12 protein-coding genes and 1 tRNA gene are annotated in these 20612 nt (G+C 72.6%); 12 read left to right on the top strand and 1 reads right to left on the bottom strand.

Going from position 1 to position 20612, the window contains the following annotated elements; all coding sequences use genetic code 11:
* Window positions 1–989: 989 nt before the first annotated feature.
* The 4 genes from E4099_RS02370 (at window position 990) to E4099_RS02355 (ending at window position 6413) form a co-directional block, all read left to right on the top strand.
* Window positions 990–3425: a sodium-translocating pyrophosphatase gene (locus E4099_RS02370; protein WP_135337209.1), complete on the top strand. Its 2436-nt coding sequence runs from the start codon at window positions 990–992 to the stop codon at window positions 3423–3425.
* A 203-nt stretch (window positions 3426–3628) separates the two neighbouring features.
* Window positions 3629–4204, top strand: a complete 576-nt coding sequence (locus tag E4099_RS02365) for a small secreted protein (RefSeq protein ID WP_245244519.1) — start codon at window positions 3629–3631, stop codon at window positions 4202–4204.
* 132 nt (window positions 4205–4336) lie between these two features.
* The gene (locus E4099_RS02360; protein ID WP_245244518.1) at window positions 4337–5884 is read left to right on the top strand and encodes a DUF7059 domain-containing protein; all 1548 of its coding nucleotides are present in this window, start codon (window positions 4337–4339) and stop codon (window positions 5882–5884) included.
* A gap of 79 nt (window positions 5885–5963) precedes the next feature.
* A complete protein-coding gene (locus tag E4099_RS02355) occupies window positions 5964–6413 on the top strand; it encodes a GNAT family N-acetyltransferase (protein ID WP_135337206.1) in 450 nt (149 codons plus the stop codon).
* Here E4099_RS02355 and E4099_RS32795 read toward each other — a convergent pair.
* Complete coding sequence (locus E4099_RS32795; RefSeq protein WP_167828274.1) at window positions 6410–6865, bottom strand: hypothetical protein; 456 nt, start codon at window positions 6863–6865, stop codon at window positions 6410–6412. The genes E4099_RS02355 and E4099_RS32795 overlap by 4 nt on opposite strands.
* A 724-nt stretch (window positions 6866–7589) precedes the next feature.
* Between E4099_RS32795 and topA the strand changes: the two genes are divergently transcribed.
* From topA to E4099_RS02310, 8 genes are all read left to right on the top strand, one after another.
* Window positions 7590–10451 carry a type I DNA topoisomerase gene (gene topA / locus E4099_RS02345; RefSeq protein ID WP_135337204.1) on the top strand — a complete coding sequence of 954 codons (2862 nt, stop codon included), beginning with the start codon at window positions 7590–7592 and terminating at the stop codon, window positions 10449–10451.
* A 183-nt stretch (window positions 10452–10634) separates the two neighbouring features.
* The gene (tmk, locus tag E4099_RS02340) at window positions 10635–14096 is read left to right on the top strand and encodes a dTMP kinase (RefSeq protein WP_135337203.1); all 3462 of its coding nucleotides are present in this window, start codon (window positions 10635–10637) and stop codon (window positions 14094–14096) included.
* Between the two features lie 198 nt (window positions 14097–14294).
* Complete coding sequence (locus tag E4099_RS02335) at window positions 14295–15548, top strand: DNA polymerase III subunit delta' (RefSeq protein WP_135337202.1); 1254 nt, start codon at window positions 14295–14297, stop codon at window positions 15546–15548.
* 321 nt (window positions 15549–15869) lie between these two features.
* Complete coding sequence (locus E4099_RS02330; protein ID WP_135337201.1) at window positions 15870–17417, top strand: alpha/beta hydrolase; 1548 nt, start codon at window positions 15870–15872, stop codon at window positions 17415–17417.
* 96 nt (window positions 17418–17513) lie between these two features.
* Window positions 17514–17587 (top strand) — tRNA-Thr (locus tag E4099_RS02325).
* Window positions 17588–17937: 350 nt separating this feature from the next.
* Window positions 17938–18621, top strand: coding sequence for a hypothetical protein (locus tag E4099_RS02320; protein ID WP_135337200.1), 684 nt, complete (start codon window positions 17938–17940; stop codon window positions 18619–18621).
* 136 nt (window positions 18622–18757) lie between these two features.
* Window positions 18758–19561 carry a VOC family protein gene (locus E4099_RS02315; RefSeq protein WP_135337199.1) on the top strand — a complete coding sequence of 268 codons (804 nt, stop codon included), beginning with the start codon at window positions 18758–18760 and terminating at the stop codon, window positions 19559–19561.
* Between the two features lie 303 nt (window positions 19562–19864).
* Complete coding sequence (locus E4099_RS02310) at window positions 19865–20386, top strand: methylated-DNA--[protein]-cysteine S-methyltransferase (protein WP_135337198.1); 522 nt, start codon at window positions 19865–19867, stop codon at window positions 20384–20386.
* Window positions 20387–20612 lie beyond the last annotated feature (226 nt).

Below are 20612 nucleotides of genomic sequence, written 5' to 3'. Positions count from 1 at the left end.
TCACGGTCGTCTGTGGGCCCGGCACGGCGTGGTGCGCGGGCTCTTCCGTGCTGCCCAGCGCCGTCACTGTGTGAGTGATGCCGCCGCCCAGCGCCGTCACTGTGTGGGTGATGCCGCCGCCCAGCGCTGTCGCTGTGTGGGTGATGCCGCCGCTTGGCGCCGCAGTCACGCCCTCGCATGTCGTGCCCGGCCTCGTGGACCGGGCTCAATGTCACCTCCCGCCCGTGTGCGCCGCGCCCAGCTGCGTGTCTCGGCCCCGTGCGCCGCGCCCAGCTACGCGCCTGTGCCCCATGTGGCGCAGGCAACGCTCGCGGTCTGGCATGCCGCACTCGGCGCCGCCGGCCTCGTACGCCGGGGCGGGCCGCGTCGTGTGTGCGCATGGCGCGGCGGGGGTCGTGGCGTGGAGCCCCGCCCCACCCGCACTGACCCTGTGGCGGCACGGCACCCCGTTTCCACCTCACGGCCGCCCGCAGCGTGGCATGGCCGTCCCCGGGTGCCCGGTGGTCCGTGGGATTCGGCCTGACTGCCGGCCTGCTTCGCCGCACCGTGCCGGGCTGAATCGCGCCAGCCGGTGACGGCCCCGTCGGCCGGTCGTCGCCGCGCCCCGGTGCCGTGCCCGGCCGCCCACGGCCTCCCTCGCAAGGGTGCCGGCCCCGCGCGGATCACCCGTACCGGTGATGCGTACCGGTCGGCGCGGCCTCGCTGAACAGGGGCGTTCATAAGACTCCGAGATCATTTAATGATCCCTTTAAGGATCACTTCGTGATCGTCAGTGAATTTCTGCCTTTACTTCATCCGGGGGAATTTCGGCACCTCAAACCTATTGATCTTCCCTGGTGTAGGCGAATTCCCTTTCCGACACTCTGTTTTGATCCCGTTCGGCTCCCTACAATCCGTCCACATCTTGAGCTCAGGACGCCTGAGCGTGGCGGCTGTTCCGCGGTCGCAGAACAGCTACGCGCCCATGTGCCAAACGTCAAGGAGGACGAATGGCGGGGCCTCTCACCCCTCATCGGATTGACCTTCCCCCAACCCTCGCCGCTGCGGAACTGACCGACGACAATCGTGTGATCGTGCTGGTGATCGCGGCGGTCGCGGTGGCGGCGCTCGCCGTCGGCATGGTGCTGCTGCGGCAGGTCCTCGCGGCGGGCGAGGGCACGGGCAACATGAAGAAGATCGCCGCGGCGGTCCAGGAAGGCGCGAATGCCTATCTGGCCCGGCAGTTGCGTACGCTCGGCGGTTTCGCCTCCGTGGTGGTCTTCTTGCTCCTGCTGCTGCCGGCCGACAACTGGTCGCAGCGGATCGGCCGTTCCGTGTTCTTTGTGATCGGTGCGGGATTCTCGGCGGCCACCGGCTATATCGGCATGTGGCTCGCCGTGCGCAGCAATGTGCGCGTGGCCGCGGCCGCGCGTGAGGCGACCCCGGTCGTGCCGTCACCCGCGGACCGCGGAAGTACCGAGGTGCCGGCGGGTGAGCCGGGCCAGGAACTGACGGCCGTTTCACACCGGGCCATGAAGATCGCCTTCCGTACCGGTGGTGTGGTCGGCATGTTCACCGTGGGGCTGGGCCTGCTCGGCGCGTCCTGTGTGGTGCTGGTCTACGCGGCGGACGCCCCCAAGGTGCTAGAGGGCTTCGGCCTCGGCGCCGCGTTGATCGCCATGTTCATGCGAGTGGGCGGCGGCATCTTCACCAAGGCCGCCGATGTCGGCGCCGACCTGGTCGGCAAGGTCGAACAGGGCATCCCGGAGGACGACCCGCGCAATGCCGCCACCATCGCGGACAACGTGGGCGACAACGTCGGCGACTGCGCGGGCATGGCCGCCGACCTCTTCGAGTCCTACGCGGTGACCCTGGTCGCGGCGCTGATCCTGGGCAAGACGGCGTTCGGCGACTCCGGTCTGGCCTTCCCCCTGCTGGTCCCGGCGATCGGCGTGGTGACCGCGATGATCGGTGTGTTCGCGGTGGCCCCGCGCCGCGCCGACCGCAGCGGGATGACCGCGATCAACCGGGGTTTCTTCATCTCCGCGGTGATCTCCCTGGTGCTGGTGGCCGTTGCCGTCTTCGCCTACCTGCCGTCCTCCTACGCCGATCTGGACGGGGTGACGGACATGGAGATCCTGGGCCACGAGGGGAACCCCCGTGTGCTGGCGCTGGTCGCGGTGGCGATCGGCATCGTGCTGGCCGCGCTGATCCAGCAGCTGACGGGCTACTTCACGGAGACCACCCGGCGGCCGGTTCGGGACATCGGCAAGACCTCGCTGACCGGCCCGGCCACCGTGGTGCTCTCCGGCATCTCGATCGGCCTGGAGTCCGCGGTCTACTCGGCGGTGCTGATCGGGCTGGGTGTCTACGGCGCGTTCCTGCTCGGCGGCACCAGCATCACGCTGGCGCTGTTCGCCGTCGCGCTCGCGGGCACCGGTCTGCTGACCACCGTGGGCGTGATCGTCGCGATGGACACCTTCGGTCCGGTCTCCGACAACGCGCAGGGCATCGCCGAGATGTCCGGGGACGTCGAGGGCGCGGGCGCGCAGGTGCTCACCGACCTGGACGCCGTCGGCAACACCACCAAGGCGATCACCAAGGGCATCGCCATCGCCACCGCGGTGCTGGCCGCGGCCGCGCTGTTCGGCTCGTACCGGGACGCCGTCTCCGAGGCGATCGACAAGGTGAACAGGGACGTCACCGGCGAGATGAACCTCAGCCTGGACATCTCCCAGCCCAACAACCTGGTCGGTCTGATCCTCGGCGCCGCCGTGGTCTTCCTCTTCTCCGGGCTGGCGATCAGCGCGGTGTCCCGGTCGGCGGGCGCGGTGGTCCTGGAGGTGCGGCGGCAGTTCCGGGAGAAGCCCGGGATCATGGACTACACCGAGAAGCCGGAGTACGGCCGGGTGGTCGACATCTGCACCAAGGACGCACTGCGCGAGCTGGCCACTCCGGGACTGCTGGCGGTGATGGCGCCCATCGCCGTCGGCTTCTCGCTGGGCATCGGCGCGCTCGGCTCCTTCCTCGCCGGCGCGATCGGCGCCGGCACCCTGATGGCCGTCTTCCTGGCGAACTCCGGGGGTGCCTGGGACAACGCGAAGAAGCTGGTGGAGGACGGTCACCACGGCGGCAAGGGCAGCGAGGCGCATGCCGCCACCGTCATCGGCGACACCGTCGGCGACCCGTTCAAGGACACCGCGGGCCCGGCGATCAACCCGCTGCTGAAGGTGATGAACCTGGTGGCGCTGCTGATCGCCCCGGCGGTGGTGAAGTTCAGCTACGGCGACGACTCCAGTCCCGGGCTGCGGGCCGGCATCGCGATCCTGGCGATCGTGATCATCGTCGGCGCGGTCTACGTGTCCAAGCGGCGCGGGATCGCCGTGGGTGACGAAGGCAACGCCGAGCGGGTCGCCCAGCAGCCGGACCCGGCGGTGGTGTCCTAACCGGGGCCGCCGCGAACAGCCGCAACCGGCGGGCGGGCAGCAGGCGTTGGCCTGCCGCCCGCCCGTCCGCATGACGAGTTCAAAACCACACCCGGCTTGGTTTAAAACGCATCAATAGATCTCGTACAGGACTCTCGACTCGTCGGCATTGCCCTTTCGGCGTGTATGTTCCGGGGCCGAGAGCCATGGAAGGGACCAATCCGGTGAACAAGAAGCTCGTGACGGCACTGTCCGGCGGTGCGGCGCTCGTACTGGCACTGTCCGGCTGCGGCGGCGGCGGCGAGGACGACAAGAAGGTCGACGCCTGGGCCAAGACGGTCTGCGATGACATACAGCCGCAGCTGAAGAAGATCCAGTCGGCGAACGCGGCCATCCAGCGCGCCGAGGACGAGCAGGACTCCAAGAAGCTCCAGCAGACCGACGCCCAGGCCTTCCAGGAGATCGCCGAGGCGTACCGGGCGCTGGGAAGCTCGGTGCAGAAGGCCGGGGCGCCGCCGGTCGACGACGGCGCGCAGACCCAGAAGGCGGCGGTCAAGGAGCTCAACGGCACCGCCAAGGCCTACGAGGACCTGAAGACCACCGTGGAGAAGCTGAACACCTCCGACAAGTCGGAGTTCGCGGCCGGCCTCAAGGGCATCGTGGAAGAGCTGAAGAAGCTCAGCACCTCGGGCGGCAAGGCCCTGGCGCAGCTCCAGGCCGGCAAGGTCGGCACCTCGATGAGCCAGCAGAAGGGCTGCCAGCGGCCGACCGGCGCCGCGGTGCCGGAGCCCACGGCGTAGCGGCGGCCGGGCGCTTCGGCGTCCGGTACCGACGTTCCCGGTATGTACCCGGAGCACCGCCTTCCGCCGTGCGCGGCGTCAGCGGACGCCCTGGGTGGGCGGCTTGTCGGTGGCAGCCGTGACAATGGGGTGGTGAGTACGTACCAGCCGAGCCCGCTGCCGACCGCCGACCCCAGCCGTACCGCTCGCCTCCGGGACGCGCTGCTCGCCGCCGGCTTCACCGCCGACGGCCTGCTCGACCTGCTCGGGGCGCCCGCGTACACCGCGCTCGCCAGGGGCGAGACGGTGCCCGCCGAGCGCGCCACCCGGGGCGAGGGCGCGTTGCGGACCCTGGTGCGGCTGTTCCTGCTGCAGCGGTCGGTGCCCCTGGCGGGCGCCCGGGCGGTGCTGCCGGTCGACGACTGCCTGGCGGACGGCTGGCTGGTGCCTGACGGCGCATCGGAGGCCGGTGCCGCGGACGGGGTACGCGCCGTGGTCGACGTCCGGCCGTACGGCGGGCCGGAGGGCCAGGACTGGTGGATCGTCTCCGACCTGGGCTGCGCCGTGGGCGGGGCGAGTGGTGCGGCCGCCGCCGGCGAGGTGGACCGTTCGCAGCTGGTCCTGGGTGTCGGCGGGGCGTCGACCACGCTGGCCGGGCTGACCGTGAGCACCCCGGTGGGCAGGGTGCTGGACCTGGGCACCGGCTCCGGCATCCAGGCGCTGCACGCCGGCCGGCACGCCACCCACGTCACCGCCACCGATCTCAATCCACGGGCGCTGGCCTGCACCCGGCTGACGCTGGCGCTCTCCGGCGCCCCGGAGGCCGATCTGCGCCAGGGCTCGCTCTTCGAGCCGGTCGGCGACGAGCGGTACGACCTGATCGTCTCGAATCCCCCGTTCGTGATCTCCCCTGGCGCCCGGCTGGTCTACCGGGACGGCGGGCTGAGCGGCGACGCGCTGTGCCGCACCCTGGTGCAGCGGTCCGCCGACCACCTCACCGACGGCGGCTGGTGCCAGCTGCTCGCCAACTGGGAGCACGTGGAGGGCGAGGACTGGCGCGACCGGCTGCGTTCCTGGGTGCCCAGCGGCTGCGACGCCTGGATCGTGCAGCGTGAGGTGCAGGACATCACCCAGTACGCCGAGCTGTGGCTGCGCGACGCCGGCGACCACCTGGGCGACCCGGCCCGGTACGCGGCCCGCTACGACGCCTGGCTGGAGGAGTTCGAGTCCCGCGGGACCCGGGCGGTGGGCTTCGGCTGGATCACCCTGCGCAAGTCCGGTGCGGACCGGCCCTCGGTGGTGGTGGAGGAGTGGCCGCACCCGGTGGAGCAGCCGCTGGGCGGGGTGATCGCCGACCACTTCGACCGGCAGGACTACCTGCGCACCCGCGATGACGCGGCCCTGCTCGCCGACCGCTTCCGGCTGGCCGACGAGGTGGTGCAGGAGCAGGTCGGGCTGCCGGGCGCGGAGGACCCGGAGCACGTGGTGCTCCGGCAGAACCGGGGCATGCGGCGCGCCACCAAGGTGGACACGGTGGGGGCCGGATTCGCCGGGGTGTGCGACGGCACACTCAGCGCCGGGCGCATCCTGGACGCGATCGCCCAGCTGCTGGGCGAGGACCCGGTGCTGCTGCGGGACCGCACCCCGGAGTCCATCCGGCTGCTGGTCGAGCAGGGCTTCCTGGTGCCGGTGGTGGAGTAGCCGAAGCGGGGGCCTTCGGCGGCGGGGGCGGGCCGTAGGGGTTTACCTCCCGGCAACACCCACTCGGCACAATCCCGCCATGAGGATCGAGCAGGTGCCCTGGGAGCACCCCGACGCGGTAGCGCTGCGCGCCCGGCAGCGGGCCGAGATCGCCGAGATCTACGGGACCCCGGACAGTGAGCCCGGGGTGGCGCCCTCGGCGGCGGACATCGCGGTGTTCTTCGTGGCGTCCGCGGACGACGGCGGCGCGATGGGCTGCGGCGGACTCCGCGACCTCGGCGGAGGGATCGGCGAGGTCAAGCGGATGTACGTGGACCCCGCCCGGCGCGGCTCCGGGGTCGCCGAAGGCGTTCTCTCCGCTCTGGAGAAGTGGGCGCGCGGCCAGGGCTGGACCCGCCTGCGGCTGGAGACGGGAGACGGTCAACCCGCCGCCGTGCGCTTCTACACCCGCTGCGGATACCGCCCGATCCCCAACTTCGGCGCCTACGCGGGGGTGGCGGGTTCCCGGTGCTTCGAGCGGCTGCTCTAAGGCCGGGGCCGGCGCTGAATCCCGGCCAGTGGTTCCTTTTTCAGGCTGATCGGGCCGAATGGATTTCCGGGGCCCGCGACGTCGTTTCCCGCGCGGTCCCGCTTCGGGGTGACCATCGATTGGTAATTCTTGGCCTGCCCTGCGACGAATCCCCGTCCGTCGCCCTTTTCGATGAGTTTGACCGGGTACCACTCGTCTTTGTCGCCACTCGTCACGTTTACTTCCACCCCGAAGGAGCAGTCCTTGTCTCCGGTGTAGAAGAACAGGTCGAAGCTGCGGGTATCTGCTTGTTCGCCACCGTCAAGGTAAATCCCCTGGACGAAGGCGCTCCCGCCGAGCGTCCATGTCTCGGGCTCCGTCGGACCCTTCGGGTCGGTCGGCGTGCGGCGCAGGTCGGACCGGGGCATGTTCTGGCTCGCCACCGTCCCGTCGTGAAGCGGGGAGATCGTCACGCGTACGCGCTGACGCCGACTTCCGCTCCTCCCATCCTGGCGAACCGATCCGCGCATTCCTGGCTGCACAAATTGACATCCGCGACGGCGCCGGGACCGGTCGTCCGGTCGGGAAAGGCCCAGCGGCTCGAGTAGCGGCCGGCGGCTCCCGGCGCGCTCCTGATCGGAGGTCCTTCGGCTCGCTTTCCGGTCTCTTCCCCGTCCCGCCCGGCCCTGCATTCTCCTGCCTGATCTCCTTTGCCCGCCTTTTCGGAAGCCTTGACTCCGCGCTCCTGCCGCGCATACGTGATGAACAGGGAGACGGCCGAGGCGATCCCGCGGATTCCGCCGGCCGTCTCGGGCGCGGTCCCTCTCCTGTCGACCTCGTCTTCGCCGCTGGAAGAGTTGACCAGCCCACGGCCTGGCTCCGCAGGAGTGGGCATGCTGCGGCGTCGCAGAGGGTACGCAGGGGTGATCGGCTCGGTGGCGGCTCTTGCGACCGGTGCCGCTTCGGCGAGTAGCGGAATCCGGTGTCTCGGTTACCCCTGGGAAGGGCCTCGCCGGGGCGGTGTGTCGGTCCGGGCGGCGCACAGGACGCTTGTCGGGTTACCGTTCGAGTGGCGTTGTGGGCTTTTTCCGTTTGACACGGGGGCGGGATGTACCGTCACACTCCGCAGCGTCACCGCAAGGACAGGGAACCGTACAGGTCCCGTTCATCGAGCGCCGACCGGAGAGAAGAGCGAAGTTGTCCCCGACCAGCGAGACCGCACAGGGCGGCCGCCGACTCGTCATCGTCGAGTCGCCTGCCAAGGCGAAGACGATCAAGGGCTATCTGGGCCCGGGCTATGTCGTCGAGGCGAGCGTCGGGCACATCCGCGACCTGCCGAACGGCGCCGCAGAGGTGCCCGAGAAGTACACCGGCGAGGTCCGTCGGCTCGGCGTGGACGTCGAGCACGACTTCCAGCCGATCTATGTGGTGAACGCCGACAAGAAGAGCCAGGTCAAGAAGCTCAAGGAGCTGCTGGCCGAGTCGGACGAGCTCTTCCTCGCCACCGATGAGGACCGCGAGGGCGAGGCCATCGCCTGGCACCTCCAGGAGGTGCTCAAGCCCAAGGTGCCGGTCCGCCGGATGGTCTTCCACGAGATCACCAAGGACGCCATCCGGGAGGCCGTCGCCAACCCGCGCGAGCTGAACAAGCGCCTGGTCGACGCCCAGGAGACGCGCCGCATCCTGGACCGCCTCTACGGCTACGAGGTCTCCCCCGTGCTGTGGAAGAAGGTCATGCCGCGGCTGTCGGCGGGCCGCGTCCAGTCGGTGGCCACCCGCCTGGTGGTCGAGCGCGAGCGGGAGCGCATCGCCTTCCGTTCCGCCGAGTACTGGGACCTGACCGGCACCTTCTCGCCCGGGACCGCCGGCCGGACCGGTGACGGCGGCGAGCCGAGCGGCTTCACCGCCCGGCTGACCACGGTGGACGGCCGGCGTGTCGCCCAGGGTCGCGACTTCGGCTCCAACGGCCGGCTCAAGACGGACGTCCTCCACCTGGACGAGGCGAGTGCCCGCGCGCTGGCCGCCGCCCTCGCCGACTCCGCCTTCGCGGTGCGCTCGGTGGAGTCCAAGCCGTACCGCCGCTCGCCGTACGCGCCGTTCCGCACCACCACGCTCCAGCAGGAGGCCAGCCGCAAGCTGGGCTTCGGAGCGAAGGCCACCATGCAGGTGGCGCAGAAGCTGTACGAGAACGGCTTCATCACCTATATGCGTACGGACTCCACGACCCTGTCGGAGACCGCGATCACCGCCGCCCGGGCGCAGGTCACCCAGCTGTACGGGGCCGACTACCTGCCCGAGAAGCCGCGCAGCTACGCGGGCAAGGTCAAGAACGCGCAGGAGGCGCACGAGGCGATCCGCCCCTCCGGCGACCGTTTCCGCACTCCGGCCGAGACCGGGCTGACCGGCGACCAGTTCCGGCTCTACGAGCTGATCTGGAAGCGCACCGTGGCCTCCCAGATGAAGGACGCGGTCGGCAACTCGGTCACCGTGAAGATCGCGGGTACCGCGAGCGACGGCCGGGACACCGAGTTCTCCGCCTCCGGCAAGACGATCACCTTCCACGGCTTCATGAAGGCCTACGTGGAGGGCGCCGACGACCCGAACGCCGAGCTCGACGACCGCGAGCGGCGGCTGCCGCAGGTCGCGGAGGGCGACCGGCTGGGCGCCCAGGACATCACCGCGGACGGCCACGCCACCAAGCCGCCGGCCCGTTACACCGAAGCCTCGCTGGTCAAGGAGCTGGAAGAGCGCGAGATCGGCCGCCCGTCGACCTACGCCTCGATCATCGGCACCATCCTCGACCGCGGCTACGTCTTCAAGAAGGGCACCGCGCTGGTCCCCTCCTTCCTGAGCTTCGCCGTGGTCAACCTGCTGGAGAAGCACTTCGGCCGGCTGGTGGACTACGACTTCACCGCCAAGATGGAGGACGACCTCGACCGCATCGCGCGCGGCGAGGCCCAGGCGGTCCCGTGGCTCAAGCGCTTCTACTTCGGCGAGGGCGGCCCGGCCGCCGAGGCCACGGCCGCCGCCGCTGCCGGAAACGGCGACGGCGACCACCTGGGCGGCCTGAAGGAGCTGGTCACCGACCTGGGCGCGATCGACGCCCGGGAGGTCTCCTCGTTCCCGGTGGGCAGCGGCATCGTGCTGCGCGTCGGCCGCTACGGTCCGTACATCGAGCGCCCCAGCGCGGTCGAGGGCGAGCCCGGGCAGCGCGCGGACGTCCCGGACGACCTGCCGCCGGACGAGCTGAGCCTGGAGTACGCCGAGGAACTGCTCGCCAAGCCGAGCGGCGACTTCGAGCTGGGCACCGACCCGGTCACCGGCCGCAAGATCGTCGCCAAGGACGGCCGCTACGGTCCGTACGTCACCGAGGTGCTGCCCGAGGGCACCCCGAAGACCGGCAAGAACGCGGTCAAGCCGCGTACCGCCTCGCTCTTCAAGTCCATGTCCCTGGACACCGTGACCCTCCAGGACGCGCTGCGGCTGATGTCGCTGCCGCGCGTGGTGGGCACCGACGCCGAGGGCGTGGAGATCACCGCGCAGAACGGCCGCTACGGCCCGTACCTCAAGAAGGGCACCGACTCGCGCTCGCTGGAGAGCGAGGAGCAGCTGTTCACGATCACCCTGGACGAGGCGCTGGCCATCTACGCGCAGCCCAAGCAGCGCGGCCGGGCAGCGGCCAAGCCGCCGCTCAAGGAGCTGGGCACCGACCCGGTCAGCGAGCGCCCGGTGGTGGTCAAGGACGGTCGCTTCGGCCCGTATGTGACGGACGGCGAGACCAACGCCACCCTGCGCACCGGGGACAGCGTGGAGACCATCACGCCCGAGCGCGGCTACGAACTGCTGGCGGAGAAGCGCGCCAAGGGACCGGCCAAGAAGACGGCGAAGAAGACCGCCAAGAAGGCCACCACGAAGAAGGCTCCGGCGAAGAAGGCCACCACCGCGAAGAAGACCGCGGCCAAGAAGACCGCCGCGAAGAAGACGGCGGCCACCAAGACCGCGGCCAAGAAGACGGCGGCCAAGAAGACCGCCGCGAGCAACAACTCCAGCGCCGAGTAGCCGCCCGCGCGGCCGCTTCAGCAGCCGCGCGACCAGCGGCGACACCAGCAGCGGCACCGATCGCGCCCGGCCGCGACCCCCAGGGGGCGCGGCCGGGCGCGATCGGTGGCGGACACCCGTACGGCCGCCCGCTTGTTCGGGCGGGCGGCTCATCTGTTCACCCGAGCCGGATAGGCTTGCGGGATGACGCGAGCCGAGCAGCCAACGGACGTGCCCCCCACCTCCGGAGCCCTTGCCGCGGACTCCCGCGAGCGCGCCGTACGAGCCTTGCTGCGCCACCCCGCCTTGCGGCGACTGTGGGGTGCCCAGCTGGTCAGCGGTGTCGGAGACGCCCTGGCGGTGCTCGTGCTGGTGCTGCTCTCGCTGCAGGCGGCGGTCGCCCAGGGCTCCTTCGGCGGCGGTTACCGGGGCGCCGCCTTCGCGGTGGCCGCGGTGCTCGGGGCCCGGCTGCTGGCGACCGTGCTGTTCGGCGCGGTGCTGCTGGGCCCGGTGTCGGCGCTGGTCGGCCCGTCGGGACCGCTGGACCGCCGCTGGACCATGATCGGCGCGGACGGGCTGCGGGCCGTGCTGCTGATCATCGCGCCGCTGTGGATCAACTGGACGCCCGCCGACGCCCTCGCCTGGCTGCTGATCACCGCCTTCGTGGTCGGTGTCGCGGAACGCTGCTGGACGGTGGCCAAGGACGACGCGGCTCCCGCGCTGCTGCCCGCGCCGCCCATCGAGGGCGCCGCGGTCCGGCCGCTCCCCGACCACCTGGACGCGCTGCGCCGGCTGGGGCAGCGCACCACCTTCGTCTCGCTGCCGCTGGCCGCCATCGCGCTGCTGGGCGCCACCCTGGTCGGCAATCTGCTGGGGTCCGGCATCGACTGGTTCCACCAGCACCAGGCGGCACTCGGGTCGTATCTCGCGGCCGGGCTCTTCACCGCCGCGCTCAATGTGCTGGCCTTCGTGGAACTGCCCGCCGCGCAGACCCCGCGGGCCCGCTCCCCGCTGGAGGGGCTGCGCCGTCCGCGTACCGCCACCGGCCCCGACAAGGGCCGTACCGGCGCGCTGCCGCACCTGGTGCTGGCCTCCGCGGCGGTCGCCGGGGCCATCGCCGCGGCCGTCGGCGTCGCCCCGCTGCACGCCGCCGACCTGGGCGGCGGCCCGGTCGCCTTCGCCCTGCTGGTGCTCGCGCTCAGCGGCGGCCCGGTGCTGGGCATCCGCTTCGCGCCCAAGCTGCTGCCGGGCCTGTCCCGACGCCGGCTGCTGGCCATGGCCATCGCGCTGACCGGCCTCGCCCTGCTGGTGGCGGGCCTGGTGCACGACGCCAGCACGGTGCTGATGATCATCGTGCTGGCCGGTCTGTCCGCCGGCGTCGCCGCTCGGCTCGGCCACTCGCTGCTCGACCAGGAGACCGAGGAGTCGCGGCTCGGCCGGACGACCGAGCACCTGCACGCCGTGGTGCGCGTCTTCGTCGGGGTCGGCGCGGTGGCCGCCCCGCTGCTGGCCGCCGCCATCGGCCCGCACCGGCTGGTCAGGGGCGACTTCGTGTTCGCGCACGGCGGCGCCGCCTTCACCCTGATGCTGGTCGGCGCGCTGCTGCTGCCGGTGGCCGCGCTGATCCTGGGCAAGACCGACGACCGCCAGGGCGTGCCGCTCCGCCGCGATCTGCGCGAGGCGCTGCGCGGCGCGGACGCGCAGGAGGCGATGGCCCCCAACGGCTTCTTCCTCGTCCTGGAGGGCGGCGACGGGGCCGGCAAGTCCACCCAGGTCGAAGCGCTGGCGGAGTGGATCCGCGGCAAGGGCCACGAGGTGGTCGTCACCCGGGAGCCGGGTGCCACGGCGATCGGCAAGCGGCTGCGGTCGATCCTGCTGGACGTCGCCTCGGCGGGGATCTCGCACCGCGCGGAGGCGCTGCTGTACGCCGCCGACCGCGCCGAGCACGTGGACTCCGTGGTGCGTCCCGCCCTGGAGCGCGGCGCGGTGGTGATCTCCGACCGCTACATCGACTCCTCGGTGGCCTACCAGGGCGCCGGCCGCGATCTGGCGCCCACCGAGATCGCCCGGATCAACCGCTGGGCCACCGACGGACTGATCCCGAACCTGACGGTGCTGCTCGACGTCTCCCCGGAGACCGCCCGCGAGCGCTTCACCGAGGCCCCCGACCGGCTGGAGTCCGAACCCGCCGAGTTCCACCAGCGGGTACGGGCCGGATTCCTCACCCTCGCCGCCGCCGACCCCGGCCGCTACCTGGTGGTGGACGCCGGCCAGCTGCCGGAGGCCGTGACCACGGCCGTACGGCACCGGCTGGACCGGATGCTGCCGCTCTCCGAGGCCGAGCTGAAGGCGCAGGAGGAGGCCCGCAAGGCCGCCGAGGAGGAGGCCCGCCGGCGAGCCGAGGAGGAGGCCGCGCGCAAGGCCGAGGAGGAGCGGCTGGAGCGCGAGCGCCAGGAGGCGCTGGCCAAGGCCGCCGCGGAGGAGGAGGAGCGCCGCCGCCGCGAGGAGGAAGAGGCCCGGCAGCGCGAGGCCGAGCGCCAGGCCGAGGAGGCCCGCAAGCGGGCCGAGGACGCCCAGCGCCGAGCCGAGGAGGAGCGCCGGCGGATCGAGGCCGAGGACCGTGCCCGCGCGCTGGAGGAGGAGCGCCGCCGCCGCGAGGAGGAGGAGCTCGCCCGGCAGCGCGCCGAGGAGGAGGCGCGTCGCCAGGCGATGCAGCGGGAGGCGGAAGAGGCCCTGCTGCGGGCCGAGCGCGCCCGGCAGGAGGCGGCCCGCGCCGCGGAGCAGGCCGCCGCCGAACGGGCCGAGGCCGAGCGCACCACGGGGCTGGGCTCCGAGGGCGTCGACCGGGGACGGGGATCCGACGGAGCCGGGTCGGACGGCGAGCCCGAGGACCCCTCCGCCGGCGGGCGGGCCGGCTCCGGCCCGGACGCCGCCGCGGCCGGTGAGGCGCCGACCATGGAGACGCCGGCGGTGTGGCGGCCCGAGGCCGGCACCGCGGACGACGCCCCGACCATCGAGACGCCCGCCGTCCCGAGCCCGTCCGGCCCCGAGCAGGACGGCGCCACCGGTGGCTCCGCGTCCGCGGGGGGCGCCGGGGGCGTCGCGGAGGCCAGGGTCGCCCCGCGGGTGGACCCGCGCACCGCGCTCAGCGTCGACCACGACACCAAGGCGGGCGACACGGGTTCGGATGCTCAGGAGACCGCCGTACTCCCCAAGCCGCCGGTGCCCCCGGCCGTGGGCGCGGCGGACGAGACCGCGGTACTGCCGCCGGTCCCCGGGGCGGCGGACGAGACCGCGGTGCTGCCGCCGGTCGCGGGCGCGGCCGATGAGACCGCCGTGCTGCCGGCCGTCTCCGCGGACCGGCCGGAGAACCCGGCGGACCGGGTGCCGCCGTGGCTGTTCCGGCCGGAGGAGGGTCCCTCCGCGTCGGGCGACCCCGACAACGACCGCACCCGCGAGCTCCCGCAGTTCGCCCCGGAGCAGCAGGCCGGGCAGCACCCGGAGAGCGCACTGCCGTACGACCCGTCCGCCGACGAGGGCTCGCGCCGCGGTCGGGACCGGCGCCGTCCGGAATGGGCCGAGGAGACCCCGCTGGACGACCTGCCCACGCTGGCCGACGAACTCCTCGGCCCGTACGACGACCAGGGCGACCGACGCCGCGACTGAGGACCGGCGCACCGCACGCCCCTCAGCTGCCGATCACCGCTGCCCCCGCCACGAGGCGGGGGCAGCGGCGTGTCCGGCCCGGCCGGGCGATGGGCGGGGCCGGCCGGTGCCTGGACGGGGCCCGGCCGCGGGCCGCACCGCGTTGTCCGTGCCGTGCCCCACAATGGGTAGTCGCGAGAAGGCCGGCGGGAGGCGACGATGGCGGTTTGGGACGACCTGGTCGGGCAGGACCGTGTGGCGGTCCAGCTCGCCGCTGCCGCACGCGATGCCGACGCGCTGGTCACCGCGGCCGCAGCGGGGGACCGAGCCGGCGTCGGCGGTGGCTCCACCGCGTCCGCCGAGCCCCAGGTGCCCGGTGGCTCCAAGATGACGCACGCCTGGCTGTTCACCGGCCCGCCCGGTTCGGGGCGTGCCGCGGCCGCCCGGGCCTTCGCCGCCGCGCTGCAGTGCGTCAGCCCGGACCGAGCCCTGGGCGGGGCGCCCGGCTGCGGGTTCTGCGACGGATGCCACACCACCCTGGTCGGCACCCACGCCGATGTGGAGATCGTCCGTACCGATCTGCTCAGCATCGGTGTGAAGGAGACCCGTGAGCTGGTGCGTCGCGCACAGCTCTCCCCGGCCGGCGGCCGGTGGCAGGTCATCGTCCTGGAGGACGCCGACCGGCTGACCGAAGGCGCCGCGAACGTGCTGCTCAAGGCGGTGGAGGAGCCCGCGCCGCGCACCGTCTGGCTGCTCTGCGCGCCCTCCCTGGAAGATGTGCTGCCCACCATCCGCTCCCGCTGCCGCCACCTGACGCTGCGCACCCCTCCGGTCGACGCGGTGGCCGACGTGCTGGTGCGTCGGGACGGCATCGAACCCGGCCTGGCCGCTTCGGTGGCCCAGGCCACCCAGGGGCACATAGGGCGGGCCCGCCGACTGGCCACCGACGAGCGGGCGCGCGCCCGCCGCGCCGCGGTGCTGAAGCTCCCGCTGCGGGTGGACGACGTCGGCGGCTGTCTCAAGGCCGCCCAGGAGCTGATCGACGCGGCCACCGATGACGCCAAGCAGCTGGCCGAAGAGGTGGACGCCAAGGAGACCGAGGAGCTGCGCGCCGCACTGGGCGCCGCCGCCGGCACCGGTGGGCGGCTGCCGCGCGGCACCGCGGGGGCGATGAAGGACCTCCAGGACCGGCAGAAGCGACGGGCGACCCGTACCCAGCGCGACAGCCTGGACCTCGCGCTGACCGACCTGGCCGGCTTCTACCGCGATGTGCTCGCCCTGCAACTCGGCTCCGAGACGGCGATAGCCAACGCCGACGTGCGTGACGCGCTGGAGCGGGTCGCCGCGGGCTCCCGGCCGGAGCGGACCCTGCGCCGTATCGAGGCGGTGTCGGCCTGCCGCCAGGCACTGGACAGCAACGTGTCGCCGCTGCTCGCGGTGGAGGCGATGACCATGGCCCTCCGCGCCGGCTGACCCGAGCCCCGCGGGGCCCCACCGCCAGCTCGCGAACCCGGGCTGACCGGGCCAGGGTCCCGGGCGCAGCGGGCCGCCACCGCTCTCAGCCGCCGACGGGCGTTCGCCATCTCCCCGGTCCGGGTTCGCGAACCCGGGCTGACCGGGCCAGGGGCCCGGGCGGCAGCGGGCCGCCACCGCTCTCACCCGTACGAGTCCGCGCGCGGGCGCATGGATCGTAGCCGCGTGGATACGCTCCGACACATCCGGTGTCGCGGCGCACTCGCACGGGCCTGCTCGCCCGCGTCGCGGCACGTACTCCGTAGCGAAGGGCGCCGACCGATGAGGCTCAGCCGCACACTCCGCAGCACCGGCGGCATGCTCGCCGCGGCCGCCCTGCTGGTCACCGGCTGCTCCTCCGACGACGGGGACGAGGAGCGGCAGCCCTCCCACCCGCCGTCCGCCACGGCTCCGCCGGCAGCCGCGCTCAAGCGCTACTACGAGCAGAAACTCTCCTGGCACGCCTGCGGCCCGGCCGACTTCGAGTGCGCCACCCTCAAGGCCCCCCTCGACTACCGGCACCCGGATCCGGACGAGGACCTGTCCCTCGCGGTCTCCCGCAAGAAGGCCACCGGGCCGGGCCGGCGGGTCGGCTCGCTGCTGGTCAACCCCGGGGGCCCCGGTGGATCCGCCATCGGCTACCTGCACGACTACGCGGGGATCGGCTACCCGGCGGCCGTGCGCGCCCGGTACGACGTCGTCGCCCTGGACCCGCGCGGAGTGGCGGGCAGCGAACCCGTGAAATGCCTCACCGACCGCCAGATGGACGCCTACACCCAGATCGACCAGACACCCGACGACGCGGCCGAGATCCGAGGCCTGGTCGATGCCTACCGGAAGTTCGCGGCCGGCTGCGCCCGGCACAGCGGCCGGATCCTCGGCCATGTCTCCACCGTCGAGTCCGCCCGCGACATGGACGTCCTGCGGGCCGCGCTCGGCGAGCCGAACCTGCACTACGTGGGCGCCTCCTACGGCACCTTCCTGGGCGCCACCTACGCCGACCTCTACCCGGAACGGGTGGGCAGGCTCGTCCTGGACGGCGCGCTCGACCCCTCGCTCTCCACGGAAAGGGTGAACCGGGACCAGACCGCCGGCTTCCAGACCGCCTTCACCGCCTTCGCCAAGGACTGCGCCAAGCACCGGGACTGCCCGCTGGGCACCGGCGGTCCGGATGCCGCCGCCGACCGGCTGAGCCGCTTCTTCACCCACCTCGACCAGCACCCGGTACCCACCGACGACCCGCACCGAGCCCTGGGCGAGTCGCTGGCCACCACCGGGGTGATCGCCGCCATGTACGACGAGAGCGCCTGGGCGCAGCTCCGCCTGGCACTGCACTCCGCGATGGACGGTGACGGAGCCCCGTTGCTGCAGCTCGCGGACCTCTACTACGAGCGCGAGAACGGCCGGTACGCCAACCTCATGTTCGCCAACCCGGCCATCAACTGCCTGGACATGCCGCCCGCCTTCCACACCACCAGCGATGTGCGGAAGGCCCTGCCCGCCTTCCGCAAGGCGTCCCCGGCCTTCGGGGAGGGCATGGCCTGGGCCTCGCTGAACTGCGCCTACTGGCCGGTGCCCGCCACCGGATCCGCGCACCAGCTGCACGCCAAGGGCGCTGCCCCGATCCTGGTCGTCGGCACCACCCGGGACCCGGCCACCCCCTACCCCTGGGCCAAGGCCCTGGCCGCCCAACTGGACTCGGGCACCCTGCTCACCTACGAGGGCGACGGCCACACCGCCTATGGCCGCGGCAGCGACTGCATCGACACCGCGATCAACACCTACCTCCTGGAAGGCACCCCGCCCTCCGCCGCCAAACACTGCTCCTGACCTGCGCATACACCCCGAACACCGAGCCGTGCGGAGCACCCCGGGAAACTGTGTAGACTTGGCGACGCTGCTTCTGCCACTCTGGCTGCGCAGCATGCCGCCTTAGCTCAGTCGGCCAGAGCGACGCACTCGTAATGCGTAGGTCAAGGGTTCGATTCCCTTAGGCGGCTCACTTGAAGGGCCAGGTAGGAACATTCCTACCTGGCCCTTTGTCGTGGCATGGCCCGGTGCTGAGGGTGGGCCGGGCGGATGCCTGGGGGTTCGGTTCGAGTCTCGGTTTCCGGTCTGGAGTGCTTGGCGCTCGGGCGCCGGCTGCCCTGCCGGAACCGGGCGCGCGGCGGAGTACCCGTGGCGGGGCGGTGGGTGAGGGGGCGTCATGCGTCCGGTGCGCGTTACTTCCGCGGGAGTACGGCGGGACGCTTCCGCTGCCGGATGTCCTGGCGGGGCCGGTCCGGTGGACTGAGCCGCGCCGGACGCGGGCTTTCCCTCCGGCGGGTGCCAACGCCTGGAGGCGGTTGTCTTGTCGTCGTTCCCCCTGTCCCGCCGACCGTCCATGGGAGCGCTCAGCGGCGTCCTGTATGTGCTCTTCTTCGTGGCCGGCCTGGTCATCGCGGGCATCGTCGCGCCGTCGGGCCCGCTCGCCACCCCGTATTCGAGCGATGAGGTGCTGCGGGACTATCTGCTGGCCGACCCCTCCGCACTGCACCGCTCGCTGAGGCTGAGGGCCTTGTTCCAGACGCTCTCGGCGCTGGGGCTCCTGGCGTTCGTCCCGTGGCTGACGGACTACGTGGGGCGGCACGGCACGTCCGCGCAGGCGGGTGTGGTCCGGGCGGCCGGCACCGTGGCCGGGGCGCTGCTGATGCTGTCCGCGGGTGCGAGCTGGACCCTGTCGATGGTGGGCTCCTCGGCGGACCTGGTGGTGTCCCGTACCGTCATGGACCTCGCCTTCATCACCGGCGCCGCTCCCGCGGTCGGCGCGCTCGGCCTGGCCCTGTGGCAGGTGTCGAGCACCGCGCGGGCGAGTCGGACGCTGCCGGTCTGGATCGCCTGGTCCGGCCTGGTCCTGGCCGCGGTGAGCGTCCTGTCGCTGCTCTCTCTGGTCGCGGAGCCGGCCACCCTGCTGATCCCGGTCGGTCGGTTCGGCGGTTTCGCCTGGATCACCGCGGTGAGTGTGGTGCTGTGGCGTCGCGGCGGGGCGCGGTAGCAGGGGTGACGGTGGTCTGGCCGCACGGTTCGACGCCGGGCGGGCCTGCCGCCCCGGGGATGGTCGGCGGGCGGTCGCCGGTGGTGGGTGTCACGCTGAGTCGGTGAGGGGGATTCGAGGTGAGAAGGGAATCGCCGTGATCACCACTGACTTCGTGACCGGTTCCCCGTGCTGGCTCGATCTGGGCGCCCCCGACGTGGGTGCCGCGGAGAGCTTCTACGGCGCGGTCTTGGGATGGCGGTACGAGAGCTTCGGGCCGGAGGGCGGATACGGGGCGTTCAAGGCGGAAGGGAAACGGGTCGCCGGGCTCGGCAAGCTCACCGAGGAGGGGGCGCGCTCGGCCTGGATGCTCTACTTCATGGTGCCGGACGCGGATGCCACCGCGCGCACCGTGGAGAGCGCCGGCGGCTCGGTACGGGTGCCCCCGACGGACGCCGACGGGGAAGGCCGAATGGCCCAGTTCACCGACCCGCTCGGGGCCCAGTTCGCGGTCTGGCAGCCGGGCACTGACAAGGGCCTGGAGCTGGTGGACGCGGCGAACTCGCTGTGCTGGACGGAGCTGTACACCACGGACGCGGCGGCGGCCAAGGAGTTCTACGGCACGCTCTTCGGCTGGACCACCCAGGACATCCCGCTGCCCGGCGGCGGGGGTACGTACGCACTGATCACCCCCGCCGGGCTGGGGCAGGAGCGGATGCAGGGCGGGCTGATGGAGATGGCGGCGGGGCATCTGCGGGCGACGGGCGGCAAGCCGTACTGGCACCCGGTGTTCGCGGTCGCGGACTGCGACGCCACGGTCGCCCGGGTGACGCAGCACGGGGGCGCGCTGCAGATGGGCCCGGAGGACGCGGAGGGCGTGGGCCGGCTGGCGGTCTGCACGGACCCGTTCGGCGCCGACTTCGTCCTGCTCAGGCCCGCCGACCAGCCGACCGGGGGCTGAGGCCGACCTGGGGCTGACCTGGTGCTGATCTGCGGCTGAACGGGGGACGGCCGGATCGTGGGGCGTCACCGGGTGTGTTCGGCGTGTTCGGCGTGTTCGGTGTGTTCGGTGTGTTCGGCGTGTCTGGTACGTCTGGTCTCTGCGGTGCGGTCGGTGCGGTCGGTGCGGCCGGTGCGTGATGGCCGGCCGGCCGGTCGGACGCGGCTCGGGTGCGATGTCCGATTCCCGCCAGCAGTCCGCCGTCGGAAGGCGGAGAGTGGGAAGCGGAACCGGAAGGCCATGGGCCGCGAGAGGAAGAAGATCATGACGGTCTACACGACGATGGACAGCCCGCTGGGCGAGCTGCTGCTCGTCGGAGAGGAGTCGGCGACCGCGAGCGGTGGGACGGCCCTCGCCTCGCTGTCGGTGCCGGGGCAGAAGGGCGGTGCGGTGGTGCGGGCGGACTGGCGAGCCGACCCGGACGCCTTCGCCGAGATCGTCCGGCAGCTGGGCGACTACTTCGAGGGCACCCGCACCCGCTTCGACATCGAGTTCACCGCCGACCGGGGCACCGACTTCCAGCGGCGGGTCTGGGCCGCGCTGGAGGAGATCCCGTACGGCACCACCACCAGCTATGGAGGCTTGGCCGAGCGCATGGGGGTGTCCCGGGCCGCGGTGCGCGCCCTGGGCTCCGCGATCGGAGCCAATCCGCTGCTGCTGGTACGCCCCTGCCACCGGGTGATCGGCGCGAACGGCTCGCTCACCGGTTACGCGGGCGGGCTGGAGCGCAAGCAGCTGCTGCTCACCCATGAGGGCGTGACCACCCCTTCGGGGGCGATCGCGTGAGTGCGGGAGACGCCCCGGGGACGTACGGGGCCGCGGGACGGGCGAGCGGGTCCGGCGTGGACACGGTCGGTTGGGGTGAAGGCGACGCCTCGCTCCGGGCGGACGGGGCTCCGGCGGGCGCGGCTGGGGCTCCGTTCCGGGAGGGCGGCGGTATGACGGGCGCGGCTGGCGCTCGCCTGGGCGAGGGCGGCGGTGTGGCGGGCGCGGACGGGGCGCTGCCTCGGGC

This window comes from Streptomyces palmae (genome assembly GCF_004684805.1).
Taxonomy (GTDB): Bacteria; Actinomycetota; Actinomycetes; order Streptomycetales; family Streptomycetaceae; genus Streptomyces; species Streptomyces palmae.
Note: the sequence above shows the minus strand (reverse complement) of the source record. Positions and strands in the feature narration are given on the sequence as shown.

Bases quoted from the DNA above. Each gene is read 5' to 3' on its own strand.
- E4099_RS02330 (WP_135337201.1), top strand. From the start codon at position 15,870: ATGAGGCTCAGCCGCACACTCCGCAGCACCGGCGGCATGCTCGCCGCG.
- E4099_RS02370 (WP_135337209.1), top strand. From the start codon at position 990: ATGGCGGGGCCTCTCACCCCTCATCGGATTGACCTTCCCCCAACCCTC.
- E4099_RS02310 (WP_135337198.1), top strand. From the start codon at position 19,865: ATGACGGTCTACACGACGATGGACAGCCCGCTGGGCGAGCTGCTGCTC.
- E4099_RS02335 (WP_135337202.1), top strand. From the start codon at position 14,295: ATGGCGGTTTGGGACGACCTGGTCGGGCAGGACCGTGTGGCGGTCCAG.
- tmk (WP_135337203.1), top strand. From the start codon at position 10,635: ATGACGCGAGCCGAGCAGCCAACGGACGTGCCCCCCACCTCCGGAGCC.
- E4099_RS02355 (WP_135337206.1), top strand. From the start codon at position 5,964: ATGAGGATCGAGCAGGTGCCCTGGGAGCACCCCGACGCGGTAGCGCTG.